The organism is Peptoniphilus sp. HMSC075B08 (genome assembly GCF_001815405.1).
Lineage (GTDB): Bacteria > Bacillota > Clostridia > Tissierellales > Peptoniphilaceae > Peptoniphilus_A > Peptoniphilus_A harei.
Genome location: NZ_KV820458.1, coordinates 16,453 through 33,539, shown reverse-complemented (window position 1 = coordinate 33,539; position 17,087 = coordinate 16,453). Strand labels below are relative to the sequence as shown.

General features: G+C 35.0%; 21 protein-coding genes. All 21 read left to right on the top strand.

The genetic code is table 11. The features are described from left to right. Positions 1–39 precede the first annotated feature (39 nt). The 21 genes from HMPREF3023_RS06810 to cmk all read left to right on the top strand — a co-directional run bounded on the left by HMPREF3023_RS06810 (position 40) and on the right by cmk (position 17,085). The gene (locus HMPREF3023_RS06810) at positions 40–864 is read left to right on the top strand and encodes an energy-coupling factor transporter ATPase (RefSeq protein WP_070701972.1); all 825 of its coding nucleotides are present in this window, start codon (positions 40–42) and stop codon (positions 862–864) included. Continuing rightward, positions 855–1,721: an energy-coupling factor transporter ATPase gene (locus tag HMPREF3023_RS06805; protein WP_070701970.1), complete on the top strand. Its 867-nt coding sequence runs from the start codon at positions 855–857 to the stop codon at positions 1,719–1,721. Before HMPREF3023_RS06810 ends, HMPREF3023_RS06805 begins: the two co-directional genes overlap by 10 nt. Beyond that, on the top strand, positions 1,714–2,511 hold the full coding sequence (locus HMPREF3023_RS06800) for an energy-coupling factor transporter transmembrane component T family protein (protein ID WP_070701968.1): 798 nt from the start codon (positions 1,714–1,716) through the stop codon (positions 2,509–2,511). Before HMPREF3023_RS06805 ends, HMPREF3023_RS06800 begins: the two co-directional genes overlap by 8 nt. Further along, positions 2,508–3,242, top strand: coding sequence for a tRNA pseudouridine(38-40) synthase TruA (gene truA, locus HMPREF3023_RS06795; RefSeq protein ID WP_070701965.1), 735 nt, complete (start codon positions 2,508–2,510; stop codon positions 3,240–3,242). Before HMPREF3023_RS06800 ends, truA begins: the two co-directional genes overlap by 4 nt. A 426-nt stretch (positions 3,243–3,668) precedes the next feature. After that, complete coding sequence (locus HMPREF3023_RS06790; protein WP_070701964.1) at positions 3,669–4,055, top strand: Asp23/Gls24 family envelope stress response protein; 387 nt, start codon at positions 3,669–3,671, stop codon at positions 4,053–4,055. Beyond that, complete coding sequence (gene nusB, locus HMPREF3023_RS06785; RefSeq protein WP_070701963.1) at positions 4,052–4,450, top strand: transcription antitermination factor NusB; 399 nt, start codon at positions 4,052–4,054, stop codon at positions 4,448–4,450. The genes HMPREF3023_RS06790 and nusB overlap by 4 nt, the downstream gene beginning before the upstream one ends. A 1-nt stretch (position 4,451) precedes the next feature. Continuing rightward, positions 4,452–5,903 carry an exodeoxyribonuclease VII large subunit gene (gene xseA, locus HMPREF3023_RS06780; protein ID WP_070701961.1) on the top strand — a complete coding sequence of 484 codons (1,452 nt, stop codon included), beginning with the start codon at positions 4,452–4,454 and terminating at the stop codon, positions 5,901–5,903. Then, complete coding sequence (gene xseB / locus HMPREF3023_RS06775) at positions 5,904–6,128, top strand: exodeoxyribonuclease VII small subunit (RefSeq protein WP_070701959.1); 225 nt, start codon at positions 5,904–5,906, stop codon at positions 6,126–6,128. It begins immediately after the preceding gene. Continuing rightward, positions 6,112–6,969 (top strand): polyprenyl synthetase family protein, encoded by an 858-nt coding sequence (locus HMPREF3023_RS06770; protein WP_070701956.1) that lies wholly within the window; start codon positions 6,112–6,114, stop codon positions 6,967–6,969. Before xseB ends, HMPREF3023_RS06770 begins: the two co-directional genes overlap by 17 nt. Then, on the top strand, positions 6,969–7,769 hold the full coding sequence (locus HMPREF3023_RS06765; RefSeq protein WP_070701954.1) for a TlyA family RNA methyltransferase: 801 nt from the start codon (positions 6,969–6,971) through the stop codon (positions 7,767–7,769). The genes HMPREF3023_RS06770 and HMPREF3023_RS06765 overlap by 1 nt, the downstream gene beginning before the upstream one ends. 7 nt (positions 7,770–7,776) lie before the next feature. After that, on the top strand, positions 7,777–9,438 hold the full coding sequence (gene recN, locus HMPREF3023_RS06760) for a DNA repair protein RecN (RefSeq protein ID WP_070701952.1): 1,662 nt from the start codon (positions 7,777–7,779) through the stop codon (positions 9,436–9,438). Beyond that, a complete protein-coding gene (locus tag HMPREF3023_RS06755; RefSeq protein ID WP_070701947.1) occupies positions 9,439–9,990 on the top strand; it encodes an NUDIX hydrolase in 552 nt (183 codons plus the stop codon). After that, entirely contained in the window at positions 9,983–10,783 is an 801-nt protein-coding gene (locus tag HMPREF3023_RS06750; protein WP_070701945.1) for a purine-nucleoside phosphorylase, read from the top strand. Before HMPREF3023_RS06755 ends, HMPREF3023_RS06750 begins: the two co-directional genes overlap by 8 nt. Continuing rightward, the gene (locus HMPREF3023_RS06745; RefSeq protein ID WP_070701943.1) at positions 10,783–12,084 is read left to right on the top strand and encodes a thymidine phosphorylase; all 1,302 of its coding nucleotides are present in this window, start codon (positions 10,783–10,785) and stop codon (positions 12,082–12,084) included. The genes HMPREF3023_RS06750 and HMPREF3023_RS06745 overlap by 1 nt, the downstream gene beginning before the upstream one ends. Position 12,085: 1 nt before the next feature. Further along, entirely contained in the window at positions 12,086–12,718 is a 633-nt protein-coding gene (locus HMPREF3023_RS06740) for a site-2 protease family protein (protein ID WP_070701941.1), read from the top strand. Further along, on the top strand, positions 12,697–13,443 hold the full coding sequence (locus tag HMPREF3023_RS06735) for a segregation and condensation protein A (RefSeq protein WP_070701939.1): 747 nt from the start codon (positions 12,697–12,699) through the stop codon (positions 13,441–13,443). The genes HMPREF3023_RS06740 and HMPREF3023_RS06735 overlap by 22 nt, the downstream gene beginning before the upstream one ends. Continuing rightward, positions 13,412–13,939: an SMC-Scp complex subunit ScpB gene (gene scpB / locus HMPREF3023_RS06730; protein WP_070701937.1), complete on the top strand. Its 528-nt coding sequence runs from the start codon at positions 13,412–13,414 to the stop codon at positions 13,937–13,939. Before HMPREF3023_RS06735 ends, scpB begins: the two co-directional genes overlap by 32 nt. Next, positions 13,936–14,643, top strand: coding sequence for a pseudouridine synthase (locus HMPREF3023_RS06725; RefSeq protein WP_070701935.1), 708 nt, complete (start codon positions 13,936–13,938; stop codon positions 14,641–14,643). Before scpB ends, HMPREF3023_RS06725 begins: the two co-directional genes overlap by 4 nt. Continuing rightward, positions 14,640–15,194, top strand: a complete 555-nt coding sequence (locus HMPREF3023_RS06720) for a tRNA 5-(aminomethyl)-2-thiouridylate-methyltransferase MnmM (RefSeq protein WP_070701933.1) — start codon at positions 14,640–14,642, stop codon at positions 15,192–15,194. The genes HMPREF3023_RS06725 and HMPREF3023_RS06720 overlap by 4 nt, the downstream gene beginning before the upstream one ends. Continuing rightward, the gene (locus tag HMPREF3023_RS06715; protein ID WP_070701931.1) at positions 15,191–16,381 is read left to right on the top strand and encodes a BaiN/RdsA family NAD(P)/FAD-dependent oxidoreductase; all 1,191 of its coding nucleotides are present in this window, start codon (positions 15,191–15,193) and stop codon (positions 16,379–16,381) included. The genes HMPREF3023_RS06720 and HMPREF3023_RS06715 overlap by 4 nt, the downstream gene beginning before the upstream one ends. Before the next feature lie 83 nt (positions 16,382–16,464). After that, positions 16,465–17,085 (top strand): (d)CMP kinase, encoded by a 621-nt coding sequence (gene cmk, locus HMPREF3023_RS06710; protein ID WP_070701928.1) that lies wholly within the window; start codon positions 16,465–16,467, stop codon positions 17,083–17,085. Positions 17,086–17,087: the final 2 nt, after the last annotated feature.

The window sequence follows — 17,087 nt, the reverse complement described above, 5'->3', positions numbered from 1 at the left end:
AAGTTATCCTTTATAATAGGTTAACATAAAGGTGATAAAATGATTAGTATAAAAAACTTATCTTTTAAATACGACTACGAAGATGAAAATGCTAAAGAGATTTTAAAAGATATAAATTTAGAAATAAAAGAAGGCGAATTTGTGGCTCTCTTGGGTCACAATGGGTCTGGAAAGTCTACCCTTGCCAAACTAATAAATGGTCTCCTATTGCCAGGACAGGGAGATGTCTTTGTTGATGGGATGAACACCAAAAATGAAGATGAGATTTGGGACATAAGAAGGACTGCTGGCATGGTTTTTCAAAATCCAGACAACCAATTAGTTGCAACTATTGTTGAAGATGAAGTTGCCTTCGGTCCTGAAAATATGGGGATTGAACCAAGTGAAATAAGAAAAAGAGTTGATAGTGCCCTAGAGGATGTTGGGATGGCTGAATATAAAAAAAATGCACCCCACCTTCTTTCTGGTGGACAAAAGCAAAGAATAGCCATAGCTGGAATCCTTGCCATGTCGCCTAAATATATAATTCTTGATGAGCCAACTGCTATGCTTGACCCAAGTGGCAGGAGGGAAGTAATTGACACTCTTGTTAAACTCAACAAGGAAGAAGGCAAGACAATAATTTTAATAACCCACTACATGGAAGAGGCTGCAATTAGCGACAGGGTTGTTGTAATGGAAGATGGCAATATGGTCCTAAGTGGGACTCCAAGAGAAGTTTTTTCTCAAGTGGACAAGATCAAGGGACTTGGCCTTGATGTGCCTCAAGTAACAGAACTTGCCTACGAGCTAAAAAAAGATGGGATTGATATTTCTAGGGAAGTTTTAAATATAGAAGAAATGGTGAAGGAAATATGTCACTAATAGAAATTAACAATTTAACACATATCTATAGCGAAGGCCTCCCTTTTGAGAAGAAGGCTGTTAATGACATCAGCTTAAAAGTCGAGGAGAATGAATTCATTGGCCTCATTGGTCACACAGGTTCAGGCAAGTCAACCTTTATCCAACACCTAAATGGACTTTTGAAGCCATCATCTGGAGAAATTATTATTGATGGAACAAGGGTTGATAAGTCTGGTTCAAACTTAACTGACCTTAGAAAAAAAGTTGGACTAGTCTTTCAATATCCAGAATACCAACTTTTTGAAGAAACTATTGAAAGAGACATTGCCTTTGGACCAAAAAACTTGGATATAAGCGAAGAAGAAGTTCAAGAGAGAGTAAAGTCTTCCATGGAGTCAGTTGGACTCGACTATAAAACTTATAAGGACAAGTCACCCTTTGAACTTTCTGGAGGTTTAAAAAGAAGGGTGGCCATAGCAGGTGTCCTTGCCATGGAGCCAAAAGTCTTAATACTTGATGAGCCAACAGCAGGTCTTGACCCAAGGGGTCGTGACGAAATCCTAAGTGAAATAAAAAGCATTCATGAAAAGAGGAAGATGACAGTAATTTTAGTTTCCCACTCCATGGAAGACGTGGCGAAAATTGCTGAGAGAATAGTTGTCCTTGATAAGGGTAAAGTCTTTTTAGATGGAGAGCCAAGAGATATCTTTAGAGAGGAAGATAAGCTTCTTGGAGTTGGACTTGGGATTCCACAAATAACTTCTCTTATGAGGACTTTAAAGAAGAAGGGTCTAGACATCAACGAGGATGCCATAACTGTGGAAGAGGCCAAGGAGTCTCTAAAAAAATATTTGAGAGGTGCTTCTAATGTTTAAAGATATAACAATTGGCCAATATTTTCCTGGTGAAAGTGCCGTCCACAAGTATGACCCAAAATTAAAAATGATAACAATGATTTTATTTATATGTTCACTCTTCTTTATAAAATCAGTTTTCATGTATATACCAGTAGTTTTATACTTACTTTTAATTATAGTTAACGCCAAGCTACCACTTGGAATGGTCCTAAAGGGATTAAAGCCACTGAAGTGGATTATCCTCGTTACATTTATAATTAACTTATTTTTCACGCCTGGAGAAGCAATTTACACTTTTGGATTTTTAAAAATTTCAAAAGAAGGGGTAAACCTTGCTGTCTTTATGGGAATAAGACTAATCCTCTTAGTTCTTGGTACAAGTTTATTAACTTATACAACTTCGCCAATAGAACTAACTGATGGGATAGAATCGCTCTTAAGGCCTTTTAGGAAGATTGGAGTTCCAAGTCACGAGATTGCCATGATGATGACAATTGCCCTTAGGTTTATTCCAACACTTATAGAAGAAACTGACAAGATTATGAAGGCACAAATGGCAAGAGGAGCAGACTTTGAGTCAGGAAATATAATCAAGCGTGCGAAAAACTTAGTTCCACTCCTTGTTCCACTTTTCATTAACTCCTTTAGGAGGGCAGAAGAACTTGCCACAGCCATGGAAGCAAGATGTTACAGAGGTGGAGATGGCAGGACAAAGATGAATGCCTCAAAGATCGTGAAGAAAGATGTCATCTTATTTATTGGCAACCTAATCTTCTTTGGCATAATAGTTGTGGTTTCTAAGATATGAAAAATATTTTAATAAAAATTAACTACGACGGGACTAACTTTCACGGATTTCAGATGCAACCAGATGAGAGGACTGTTGAGGGAGAAATAAATCTTGGAATTGAAAAAACTGTCAAACATCCTGTGAAGATTTTTTATGCAGGAAGAACTGACAAGGGAGTTCACGCTGAGGGACAATACGCAAATTTTTATTCTGATACCACAATTGATATAGGAAATCTCCCTAAGGTTTTGAACTTTAACCTGCCAGAAGATGTTTCAGTTGTTGAAGCAAGGTATGTTCCAGATGATTTTCACGCAAGATATGATGCAAGATTAAAAAAATATCGTTACGTAGTTCACAGGTCAAGATATAGGCATGCCCTCTTACGCAATCGTGCCTATGAATATCCCTATGAAGTGGACCCAGATAGGATGAGGAAGGCTCTTTCTTACTTAATAGGAGAGCACGACTTCAACTCCTTTATGGGAAAAGGGGCCATAGTCAAGGACTCCATAAGGTCCATTGATCGAATAGATGTCATTGAAGATGGAGACTTTTTGTATTTTGACTTTGTAGCAAAAGCCTTTTTAAAAAATATGATAAGAATTGTAACAGGAACTGTCCTCGAGATAGGACGGGGTCAAAGAGAAATTGAATATATGAAGGAAGCCTTGGAGAAAAAAACTCGAAAGGCCGCTGGACCAACAGCACCTGCCTGTGGACTATACTTGCTAGATGTCAAGTATTAAGTCCTCGGGCTTTTTTTATTTTTAAATTTTAGCAACTTAGGACTTACAAGCTTATAAATAATTTTTTAAGACACAAAAAAAATTCATACTTAATTCTTAATAAGAACTTTATAATTTTTAAAGACTTCATAATTATTTCTTGTTTACTATTTAATTACAAGCTTACAAATTTTTAAGAAGTTACAATAATTTTTTAATCACCTTTTAATAAAGACTTGATAAGTTTTTATAGACTCTTTAAAAATTACCAAGTCCTCTTTTTATAATAAGCTAGAAATTTTTATTAATTTATCATAAAATTTCAACCACATTTTCAGCAATTATTTACTTTTAAATATCTTCTTAAAAAAGTCATGCAAAGTGCAATAAATTGATAATATAAGAAGTATTTGGTATAATTATTTTAGTTAATTTGGAGGTGTAATAGTGGATAATAAATATCTTGTTAATGGTAATGAGGCAGAAGGTCAAGTTAAGATTTCTGAAGATGTTATCGCTACAGTTGCATCAGTTGCAGCTGAAAGTGTTGATGGTGTTGTTAAGGTTGGATCTAACTTCAAGTCTCAAGTTACTGACATTTTAAATACAAAAAATTTCAATAAGGGCGTTAGAGTCAATATTGGCGAAAAAGAAACTATTGTAGATGTATATATTACTATTGAGTACGGAATAAAAATTGTTGAAGTATCTGAAAAGGTACAAGAAGAAGTTAAGGAAGCAATTGAGAATATGACAGACTTTGATGTTGTAGAAGTCAATGTTCACATTTCAGGGATTGCTGTAAAAAATTCTGAAAAGACTGTTGTAAAATGAGTAGGAAGAGAGCAAGAATAGGGGCCATGCAGGCCCTTTTCGCCATGGATATAAATAATGACTTCTCTACTGACAAGTTAGAAGTTTTTATGGAAAACAATAACTTCCAAGGGGACGAAGTTGATTACATCAATAGGGTAGTTCCAGATATTTTGGACAAGCTTGAAGTAGTTGATGAGACAATAGAAAAAAATTTAAAGGGCTGGACTATGGCAAGGCTTGCCAAGGTTGACAGGCAAATCCTTAGGGTTGCTGTCTACGAATTTCTCTACAAGGATGATATCCCTGAAGAGGTTTCTATTAATGAAGCTGTTGAAATAGCAAGACTTTATAGTTCTGACGAAGCACCTAAATTTATAAACGGAATTTTGGGAACAATTTACAGGAGTTTTTAATTTGGCAAAGTCTGCTTTTAATGTAAGTGAACTGAATAATTACATCAAAAAGCTAATCTCAATGGACTATATCCTAAGGGACATTAAGGTCACTGGGGAGATTACTAATTTAAATTACCACAAGAATGGAAATATTTATTTTTCTCTCAAGGATAAATTTGCCCGTATTGATGCTATGGCAAGCCAAGAGGATATAAAAATTAATATATTCGATGGGGCAAAGGTTATGGCAAAGGGAACTGTCACTTACTACGATAGAAGTGGCAGGGTTTTTTTATATATTAGCCAATTAGAACTTGATGGCAAGGGCAATCTCTACCAGGAGTACCTGGATCTTAAAGAGAAACTCTCTAAGGAGGGACTTTTTGACCCTGGCCACAAGAAGAGATTAAAGAAGTATCCATCGAGGATTGGACTTATTACATCGACTAGTGGTGCAGCCATTGAGGATGTTATAAATATTTTTAGGAAACGCAATAAGACTTGTGATGTTTTTATTTATCCAAGTCTTGTTCAGGGAGCCTATGCAGCTGAAACTTTAATTTCTGGTGTGAAATATTTTAATGAAGAAGAGGCAGTAGACACAATAATTATTGCAAGGGGCGGAGGAAGCTTTGAAGACCTCTTTGTCTTTAATGATGAAGGTCTTGCAAGGGAGATTTTTGCATCAAAAATCCCAGTGATTTCTGCTGTGGGTCACGAAGTAGACTACACTATTTGTGATTTTGTAGCAGATATGAGGGCGGCAACTCCAACTAATGCAGCTGAACTTGTGACTATTAGTGAGGATCAAATTTTTTCTGAACTTGAGAAGAAAAAGTCTCAGCTAAAAAATCTCATGGATAGGAGACTTGATTTCAATAGATTAAGACTCTTAAATCTATACAAAAATATTTCTATAAAAAACCAAGTTTATAAGATAAATGAAAGGACTAGAGACCTCTTAAGGGCTCATGCACTTTTGAATTTCTCTATGAAAAAAATTATTGAGGACCATGAGTATGACCTTCAGGAGAAAAAGTTTTATCTGGGGAATTTTAAGTTAAAAGAGTCCAAGGATCTTGAAAATTATTCTTACAGACTAAAAAATATTTCTGTAAATATAAATTCTAGGATTAACAAGGACCAAGAGAGTCTAAATTTTGATAAAAAACTCTTAAATTATTATTTTAAGACTTATGTCAATGATAATCATAGGAAGGTTAAGAGTTTTGAAAAGTTTTTAGCCGCTTATGACTTAAGTGTTAGGTTGAAAAATGAAAAAAACAGGCTAAATCTATTGAAGATGGGAATTGATTCGGCCTTTGAAAAGATAAATAAGGTTGAAATCTTGACAGAAGATGGAAAAAATCTCAAGTCTGCAAGAGAAGCAAGGCCGGGAGATCTTATTTCTCTAAAATTTAAGGATGGCCAAGTAGAATCCAAGGTTCAAAAAGTGGAAGTGAGGGATTAAATGGAAAGAGATTATGAAAGTTCCTTTAGGGAGCTTGAAAATATAATAAAGGAACTTGAGTCTAAGGACATTAGTCTTGAAGATTCCATAAAAAAATACGAAAAGGGAATTGAGCTTTATAAGTACTTAAACAATACCTTAAAGGCCTACGAGGGCAAGATTAAAACTATTGCAGAAGAAAATTCTGAATTTATTGAGGACAAAAAAGATGAGAGATTTCGATAATTTACTAGAAAAATTTAATAATTATTTGAGCTCCTTACTTGAGTACGACAACAGTCCTCAACACAAGGTTATTGACTCTATTAAGTATTCCTTGTTTTCTGGTGGTAAAAGGATAAGACCCCTTATTTGTTTAATAAGTTTTTGTGAATTTTCAGATGAGTCTTTGGATAAAATACTACCTTTTGCAGCTGCAATTGAAATGATTCACACTTATTCACTTGTCCACGATGACTTACCAGCCATGGATGATGACGACTTTAGAAGAGATAAGCCAACTAACCACAAGGTTTATTCTGAAGGGATTGCAATCCTTGCTGGAGATGGGCTCCTAAATATGTCTATGGAAATTCTCTTAAGACATATCGAAAACATTGAAGACCCTGAAGACTTAAAACGTGCCATGAGGGCCATGAAATATATTTATAATGCAACAGGTGTTAATGGGATGATTGGTGGCCAAACTATTGATATTGACAGAGACGTTTCAGATTACACAGAGGATGACTGCGAAAATATGTATAAGCTAAAGACTGGAGCCCTAATTAAGGCATCAGTTGTAGTTGGCGGCATTATAGCAGGTCTTGAACCAGATAACATTACTAAGCTTGCAAAGTTTGGTGAATACATTGGTATTGCCTACCAATTTGAGGATGATCTCTTAGATGAAGAAAAGGACCCAGACAGTGGCGAAATCAACATGCTTCTATTTAAGGACAAGGAAGACCTTCAAAATGAAATTATCGACTTAACTAATGGAGCCTATGAAGCCCTAGATGGTCTTGAACTTAAAGAAGATGCATTAAAGTCTTTTGCAGCCAAATTAGTAAATAGGAGTAGGTAATGGCAAAAAAACGAGCAGATGTCTTATTAGTTGAAAAGGGCCTAATTGATTCTAGAGAAAAGGCCAAGAGACTAATAATGGAAGGCAAGGTTTTTATTGGAACAGACAGGGTGGAAAAACCTGGAACCCAACTTAAAGAAGAAGAAAAAATCTACATCAAGGGACTTGAAAACTCCTTTGTATCTCGTGGTGGCCACAAGCTTGAGAAGATGATTGATGACTATGAAATTGATCTCACAGATGCAGTTTGTGTAGATATAGGCGCATCAACTGGGGGTTTTACTCACTGTATGTTAAAGCATGGGGCAAAGAAAGTTTATGCCATAGATGTTGGCTACAACCAACTTGACTACAAGCTTAGGATGGATGAAAGAGTTGTATCTCTTGAGAGGACTAACATTAGGTATTTTGACAAGGAAATAATCGAAGAAGATGTTTCCTTTATATCTATTGATGTCTCCTTTATTTCACTTGAACTTGTTCTTCCTGTTGCCAAGGACATCTTGGGACCAGAAGGCGAAATTGTTGCCCTTGTAAAACCACAATTTGAAGCTGGTAAGGGAAAAGTTGGCAAGGGTGGAATCGTAAGAGACAAAAAAGTACATATTGAAGTTATAGAAAAAATAATTGACCTTGCAGGAGATCTAGGCCTTAATATAAAGGCTTTGACAAACTCTCCAATTAAGGGAACAAGTGGAAACATAGAATTTTTAATTTACTTGTCAAATTATGGGGAGTCTTCCAGGACTTTTGATGCAAAAGAAATTGTAAACAAGGCTTATGAAAATTTAAATGATTAGGTGAAATATGCTTTTAGAGTTAAATATCGAGAATTTTGCAATAATTGAAAATATGAAAATAGAATTTGAATCTGGTCTCAATGTTTTAACAGGAGAAACAGGTTCAGGTAAGTCAATTATTATCGACTCCCTTGGTCTTGTCCTTGGTCAAAGGGCCAACAAGGATATTATAAAGAAAGGTAAGGACAGGGCCTTTATTGAGGCAGTTTTTTCCTCTTATGATGAAGAAACTAAGGATCTTCTCCTTGAATATGGAATTGATTCAGGAGACTTAGTTGTTGTTTCAAAGGAGATTCGTGAAAAGGGACCAAGCATTACTAGGGTCAACAACAGGACTGTTACATCTCAAATTTTATCAAAAATCTCCAGCCATCTTATCGATATTTTTGCTCAGCATGAATCTATTTCCCTAATGGACAACAAGAATCAGTTAAAATTGATTGATGACTTCTCAGGCAAGGGTCAGATACAACTACTTGCTGATTTAAAGGAACTTGTAGAAGAAATAAATTCTTTAAAAAATGAATATAATGAAAAGTCCAATATGGAACAAAATAAGGACAGGGAAATTGACCTTCTTGAGTACCAAATTAAAGAAATTGAAGATGCAGGCCTAAGTGATTATGATGATGAAGAACTTTATGATGACTTCAACGTCCTCAACAATATGACAGACACTTTGATAAAATTATCTGAGGCTAAGTCTTTAATAAATGAAGGCTACGAGACAAGTTCTCTTGAAGACATTTTGGACAGGGTGATTGCCAATGTGGTTGACGTCACAAGCTACAACAAGGACTTAAAAGAAGTGGAAGAAAACCTAGAGGATATAAGATTTAGGATATCTGATATTACAAAAGACCTTGATAGATATATAAACTCCAGTGAGATTGATGAGGAAAGACTTCAATTTTTAAAAGAAAGAATAGACCTTGTAAACAACTTAAAATTAAAGTATGGAAATAATGTTAAGACTATAAATATTTTCTTCGATGAAATAAGCGAGAGACTTAGATTTTTACAAAACTTCGAAGACAATTTAAATAAACTTTTAAAGAAAATCAAAGAAAAAGAGAAGGAAGCCTTAATACTTGCGGAAAAAATTAGCCAAAATAGGAAAAAGACTGCAAGGATTCTCGAGAAAAAAGTTGAAGAAGAGATCAACAAGTTAAATATTAAAGACGCTAAGTTTAAGATTGATATAAAAGAAAAAGACCTTTCCTTTGATGGGATTGACAAGATTGAATTCTTAATTGCACCAAACCTTGGTCAAGACCTTATGCCAATGGCAAAGGTGGCATCTGGTGGTGAAATGTCAAGAATTATGCTTGGCTTTAAGTCCATAATTGCAGAAAAGGACAATATCCCTACACTTGTGTTTGATGAGATAGATACGGGTATAAGTGGAAAGACAGCTCAAATAGTTGGAAACAAGATAAAGGAAGTTTCAAAAGATAGACAAGTTATAGTAATTTCTCACTTACCACAAATTGTTGCCCTTGCGGACACGCACTTTGCAATAAAAAAAGATGTGGTTAACAATAGCACAATTTCTACAATTGACAAATTAAGCTACGACGAGAGAGTTAATGAAGTTGCTAGATTAATTGGCGGTATGAATATAAGTGAAATTGCAATTGAAACTGCAAAGGAAATGATTGGTGATTAAATGACAAATTCAAATTATGAAGAAAGAACTATGAAATCAACAAAAATCTTTGACGGTAAGGTCCTGCAACTAAGGGTTGATACTGTTGAGATGGAAGGTCAAAAGTACACTAAGAGAGAAATAGTGGAAAGACAGCCTTCTGTTGGCATAGTTGCCATAACTGAAGAAGATGAAATTATACTTATAAAACAATATAGGAAGGCCATTGATAAGGAAATCTACGAAATACCAGCTGGCATGGTTGATTTTGGAGAGGAACCTCAAAAGGCTGCCTTAAGAGAACTCAAAGAAGAAACTGGCTATGATGCCAAGAAGTCTGACTATCTTGCAGAAATTTATTCTTCTCCAGGCTTTACTAATGAAAAATTATTTATTTTTTATGCAGAAGACTTGACTCTAGGCGACCAAGACCTTGATGAGTTTGAGCATCTTTCTGTTGAAAAAATAAAATTTGAGGAAGCCTTAAAACTTGTTAGCTTAGGAGAGATAAACGACTCAAAAAGTGTAGCAGGAATTCTTTACTACAATAACTTTAGGAGGAACAATGAATAAATCAATTGACTATATAAAAGGAAAAATAAAAAATCAGCCTGAAATTGGAATTGTATTGGGATCTGGCCTAGGTGATTTTGCCGATGCCATTGAAGATAAAATCGAGATTCCTTATACAGAAATTCCTGGTTTTCCAGTTTCTACAGTTAAGGGACACGATGGAAAACTAATTTTTGGAAAAATTAATTCAAAAGAAGTTTGCGTAATGAAGGGAAGAATTCACTACTACGAAGGTTATGACATCAAAGAAGTTGTTTATCCAATAGAAGTTCTTGCAGGTCTTGGAATAAAAACCCTAATCCTAACAAACGCAGCAGGTGGAGTTAACACTGACTTTGAACCAGCAGATCTTATGATTATAAATGACCACATTAACCTAATGGGTAAGAACCCACTAATTGGACCAAATGATGAAGACCTTGGACCAAGATTTCCTGATATGACAGATCTTTACAACAAAGACCTCATTGAAGTAGCGGAAAAGTCTGCAAAAAAACTAGGAATAGACATTCAAGAGGGAGTTTACATGTACTTCACAGGACCTTCTTACGAAACTGCAGCTGAAGTAAGGATGGCGAGGATTCTTGGAGCTGATGCTGTTGGTATGAGTACTGTGCCTGAAGCAATTATTGCAAGACACAGGGGTCTAAAAATCCTAGGTATTTCAACTATAACAAATATGTCTACAGGTATATTAGACACTCCTCTTGACCACACAGAAGTTGTTGAAGTTGGCCAAGAAGTCGCAGGTAAATTTAAAGAACTATTAAAAGAAATAATTGAGGAAATTTAATGAATTTTTTAGATATTATTCAAAAGAAAAAAGAAAATAAAGTTTTAAATCAAAATGAAATAGAGTTTTTTGTAGAAAATTATGTAAAGGGAGATATTCCTGATTACCAAGTTTCTGCATTTTTAATGGCTATTTATTTTAATAAGTTGAATTTGGATGAAACATACTATCTCACAAAGGCAATGATTGACTCAGGAGAAACTGTAGATTTATCAGAAGTTCCTGGATCAAAAGTTGACAAGCACTCAACAGGTGGAGTTGGAGACACAGTAACCTTAGTCCTAGGACCTTTACTTGCATCAGTGGGACTTGTTTTTGCTAAGATGAGTGGAAGAGGACTTGGTCACACAGGCGGAACTCTTGACAAGCTAGAGGCAATTCCTGGCTTTGACATAAATATTGGTGGAAGAGATTTTATTGAAATCCTAAAAAAATCCAATATTGCAGTTATTGGTCAAACAGAAAACATAGTTCCTGCAGACAAACTTCTCTATGCCCTAAGGGATGCAACAGCAACTGTAGACAATGTCAGTCTAATAGCATCATCTATACTTTCAAAAAAGATTGCCCTAGGAACAGATGCCCTAGTTTTAGATGTTAAGGTTGGAAATGGTGCCTTTATGAAGGACGTTCCATCAGCAGTAGAATTATCAAAATTAATGGTAGAGCTAGGCAAAAAATTCGGACGTAATACTAAGGCAATTATAACTTCTATGGAAGAACCTCTTGGAGATGCCATAGGTAACAGCCTAGAAGTTATTGAAGCTATAAATATCCTAAAGGGAAAAAAAGAAGGTCATCTAAAAGATATTGCTTTAAGAATTGGAGCTAAGCTAATGATTATGGAAGGAATTTCATCTTCTGAAGAAGAGGCAATGAAAGTTCTTGAAGGAAAGATAAGTGATGGATCTGCAATTGAAAAGTTCAAAGAAATGGTTGAACTTCAAGGTGGAGACAAGTCTTACATCGATGATACAGACAAGTTTAAAAAATCTTCAATTATTAAAGAAATTTATGCAGAAGAGTCTGGATATGTAAAGTCCATTGAGGCGATTGAAATTGGAATAGCATCAAGAGACTTGGGAGCTGGAAGACACAAGAAAGATGATGTGCTTGACCTAAGCGCAGGAATTTATCTTCATAAGAAAATTGGAGACCTTGTAGAAAAGGGCGACAAGCTTGCCACAATTTACACTGAAAAGGAAAATGAAGTTGAGGGAGCAATTAAGAGAATCAAGGCTGCCTATGCTTTTTCTGATAAAAAGGAAGATTACAAATTAATTATAGAAGAGATTGATTGAGATGAATAAGTTAGATATTGTATCAATACTAATAAACATTGTTGCCCTAATGGTGGCAATAATTCCTCACGAGATAGCTCACGGTTACGTGGCCTATCTCTGTGGCGATACAACTGCAAAGGATGACGGAAGACTTAGCTTAAACCCACTGCATCACATTGACCCTGTGGGTTTAATTTCTATGGTTATTTTTAGGTTTGGCTGGGCAAAGGCCGTGCCTATTAATCCCTATAGGTTTAAAGGAAATAGGAAAATAGCATCACTCTTAGTTTCTCTTGCAGGAGTCTTTACAAATTTTGTTCTTGGACTAATTTCTGGAATAATTTTAGTTTACTTAAATTACAAGTCATCTGCCTTGGTGCCTCTTTTCACATCAATCTTTTGGTATAATATTATGCTTGGAGTCTTTAACCTTGTGCCCCTTCCACCACTTGATGGGTCAAAGGTCTTGGCGACATTTTTGCCAGAAAATTTAGAATACAAATTTTATAAGTATGAAAAATATTTTTATTTTGTATTAGTTATAATGATTTTTTCTGGACTTGTTGACAAATTTATTGGGCCAATTGTCTATGGAATAATCAATGGAATTATTTCTTTGGGAATTAATTTATGGAATACAATATTGTTTTAAAAACTTATGAAGGTCCAATGGATCTTCTTTTAGATTTAATAAAAGAAAATGAAATAGATATTTACGACATACCGATTTTTAAAATTACTGAAGAATTTTTAAAATACATTGAGAACATGAAGAAGTTAAACCTAACTCTCACTTCAGATTTTATTTTAATGGCTTCAACTCTTTTGGAGATAAAGTCAAAGATGCTCCTTCCAAAGAAGGAGGAGATTGATGAAGATGGGGAGGTTGAAGATGACCCGAGACAGGACTTGGTGGAAAGTCTCTTGGAATACAAGAGGTATAAGGAAGCTTCAGAAATTTTAAAAGTTCAGGAAGAATATGAGTCAAAGTCCTTTTATAAGCTTAGGACAGAAATATTTTCCATGAATGAGCTGGACTTTTTAAAGGATTCTAACGTTGATAAACTTTCCCTTGCTTTTTTTAATATTTTAAAAAGATATAAGGACAAGAAAGTTGTGGGAATTGAAAGAGAATATTTCAAGGTGGAAGATGCTGCCAGAAAGATTAAACTTGCCCTTCACAAGAATAAGGAGATAAAATTTAGTGACTTACTCCATGATATAGTTTACAAGGTGGATGTCATCACTTATTTCTTGGGAATGTTGGAACTTATTAAGAATGAATATATTTATGCAGATCAAAGTGATAATTTTGCAGATATTTTAATAAAAGAGAGAGAGTACAATGGACAGGAACAGGCTGAAATCAATAATTGAATCAATTCTTTTCATCTGGGGCGATCCCATAAGCTTAGAGGACCTTGCATCTACCTTAGAACTTAGGAAAGACTATGCGAGAGAAATTCTTTTGGAGATGAAAGAAAATTATAAGGACGAGACATCGGGCCTAAGGCTTAGAGAAGTTGACGGGAAGTTTCAACTGGGAACTAAGCAAGAAAATGAGCCCTACTTAAAAAACTTGATACAAGAAAAAAATGAAAAAAATCTTTCAAAGCCTGCTCTTGAGACTCTTTCTATTATTGCCTACAAGCAGCCAGTGACAAAGTTAGAGGTAGAAGAACTAAGGGGAGTTAACTGCGACTCAACTATTAAGGGACTTTTGGATTTTGATTTAATAGAAATTTCTGGCAAACTAGATAGGATTGGTCATCCTAATCTCTATTCAACAACAGAAAAATTTCTACAAAAATTTGGGATGGAAAACTTGGAAGAGCTACCTGACTTAAAGGAATTAGAGGAGGAATCTAATTGAGATTACAAAAATATATGGCTCATTGTGGAGCTGCATCGAGAAGAAAGTGCGAAGAATTTATAAAGCAGGGACTTGTCAAGGTTAACGACAAGGTTGTGACAGAACTTGGAACAAAGGTTGACCCCAACGTTGATAGGGTTTACCTCGATGGAAAAAGATTAACACTTGAAGGCAAAAAAGTTTATATGATTTTAAATAAGCCCATAGGAGTTGTAACTTCTGCATCAGATGAAAAAGACAGGCCAACTGTCACTGATCTTGTGCCTGATGACTACAGGGTTTACCCAGTGGGAAGGCTTGATATCGACACAACTGGCCTAGTTTTTCTAACAAATGACGGTCAACTTGCAAATATCATGATGCACCCAAGATATAAAATTGGGAAAAAATATATTGTAACTGTTGAGGGGACTCCCAATGCTCGTGAGCTTTCTCTCTTAAGAGAAGGTCTTGATATTAGGGACCTAAAAACTTCTCCAGCAAATGTAAAAATTTTAAAATCCTTCAAGCAAGATTCCATTCTTGAAATAGAAATTTTTGAAGGACAAAATCATCAAGTTAAGAGGATGTTTGATTATATTGGCCATAAGGTTAAGAAGCTAAAGAGAATTTCCATGGGAGAAATTCAGCTCTTAGACCTTGAGCCAGGAAACTACAGATATCTAAATGAAAAAGAAGTTAAATATCTAAAGGGATTAAAATGATAGTGAAAGAAAAGTATTATGAGATAGTGGATGAAGTCCTATCTCATAATTTTTTAGGAAAAATTGCAGTAGATGCAACTGTGGGGAAAGGCAATGACACCTTAAAGCTCTTAGAAGCTGTTGGACAAAATGGGTTTGTCTATGGCTTTGACGTCCAAGAAGAGGCCATCAATAAGACTAAAGGATTATTAAAAGATTTTAAAAACTTTGAATTATTTTTAGACTCTCATGCAAATATTGATAGGGTGGAGAGTTTTGACCTGGTAATTTATAATTTAGGATTTTTGCCAGGGTCTGATAAAAAGATTACAACTTTAAGAGACTCAACAATTGAGTCACTGAAAAAGGCAACAGACAGAATAAATGAAGCAGGAATAATAATTGTAGTTTCATACTTGGGTCACGAAAACTCTTTTGAAGAGAGAGAAGGCGTCGATGAATTTTTAAAAACTCTTGATCAAAAAATTTTTAAAGTAGAGAAGAGAGAATTCTATAATCAAAAACACAATCCACCCATTGTTTACTTAATCGAAAAGAAGGTGACTAGATGAGAATTGGAATTATAGGAGGAGGACCTGCCGGCATGATGTGTGCCATTAAGGCAGAAGAAAATCATGAAGTTGTCCTCTTTGAAAAAAATGAAAAACTTGGCAAAAAACTATTTATAACTGGCAAGGGAAGGTGCAATTTAACAAACTACACTGACGAAAAAGATTTTATGAAAAATCTTGTGAGGAACCCTTCCTTTATGTTCTCATCAATTTATTCTTTTTCACCCTTCACAACTTATTACTACTTTGAAGACCTTGGCCTGCCCCTAAAAGTTGAAAGAGGGAACAGGGTCTTCCCAGCAAGTGACAAGTCATCTGACGTTATAAAGACCTATGAGAAAAAGCTTAGACAAGTTGGGGTTGAAGTAAGACTTAATACAGAAGTTACGTCCATAAAAAAAGATGGAGAGACCTTTATCTTAAATGGCAGAGAAAAATTTGATAAGGTGGTAATTGCAAGTGGCGGTATCTCTTATAAACTCACAGGGTCAACTGGGGACGGCTACAAATTTGGAAAAGAGTTTGGTCATAAAATCATTGAGCCCAAGCCAGGATTAATTGGAATTAATCTTTCAAATAATTTTGATTTGGCAGGACTTAGCTTAAAAAATGTTGAGTTAAGAGTTGAGAAAGATAAGAAAATTATTTCAAAAGAATTTGGTGAGATGCTCTTCACTCACAGGGGAATATCAGGTCCCATTGTCCTAACGACTTCAAGTAAAATCAATAGAATTAATGATTTTGAACTTTATCTGGACCTAAAGCCAGCCCTTTCAAAAGAAAAGTTAGACAGTAGGATTTTGAGAGATTTTGAAGATAATCAAAATAAAAATATTGAAAATGTGATGAGAAATCTTCTTCCAAGAGATTTGATTGCTTATGTTCTTGATTCTTCAAAAATTCCTGGAGACAAAAAGATAAATCAAATTACAAAAGAAGAAAGAGAAGAGCTTGTAAAAACAATTAAAAACTTTAAATTAATTTTTGCTAGTCTCGATGATATTGACAGGGCAATAGTAACTAGTGGCGGAATAGACGTTAAGGATATTGACCCAAAGACTATGGAGTCAAAACTTGTTAAAGGCTTATACTTTATTGGTGAAGTCATGGACCTTGATGGACTAACAGGTGGATTTAACATACAAATTGCAAATTCAACAGGCTACTCTTGTGGCATAAATCTCTAAGCCTTTACTTATTTCAGAAAATAAAATATAATAACAATGATAAGAGTCACTACGCTAAGTAGTGATTTTTTTTGGAGGTAAAAATGAAAATTGCAATAGATGGACCAGCAGGCTCAGGGAAAAGTTCCCTCGCAAAGGAAATTGCAAAGAGACTTGGGGTCTTATACGTTGACACAGGAGCTATGTACAGGGCAATTACCCTTAAGCTTCTAAAGGAAGATGAGTCTTCTTATGAAGATATTCTTAAAAACACAAAAATATCTTTTGAGGGAGATAAAATTTTTCTTGATGGAAAAGATGTCTCAAAGGAAATAAGAGAAAATGAAATTTCCAATAAGACTTCAGAGATGTCCAAAAAGAAAATTATTAGAGACTATCTTGTGAAAATGCAAAGAGAAATTGCAAGAGACAAGGACGTTGTCATGGAGGGAAGAGATATTGGCTCAGTTGTCTTAAAAGACGCTGAATATAAATTTTTCTTGACTGCTGATGTAGAGACTCGTGCTATGAGAAGGTATAAGCAAATTGATGACGACAAGGTATCTTTTGATGAAATTTTAGAGGACTTAAAAGTGAGAGATTATAATGACTCTCACAGGGAAAATTCTCCACTTATTCAAACAGAAGATGCAATTTTAATTGACAGTACAGACTTAAATGCTGAAGAGACAATTGAAAAAATAATTTCTTATATAAAAAGGTGACG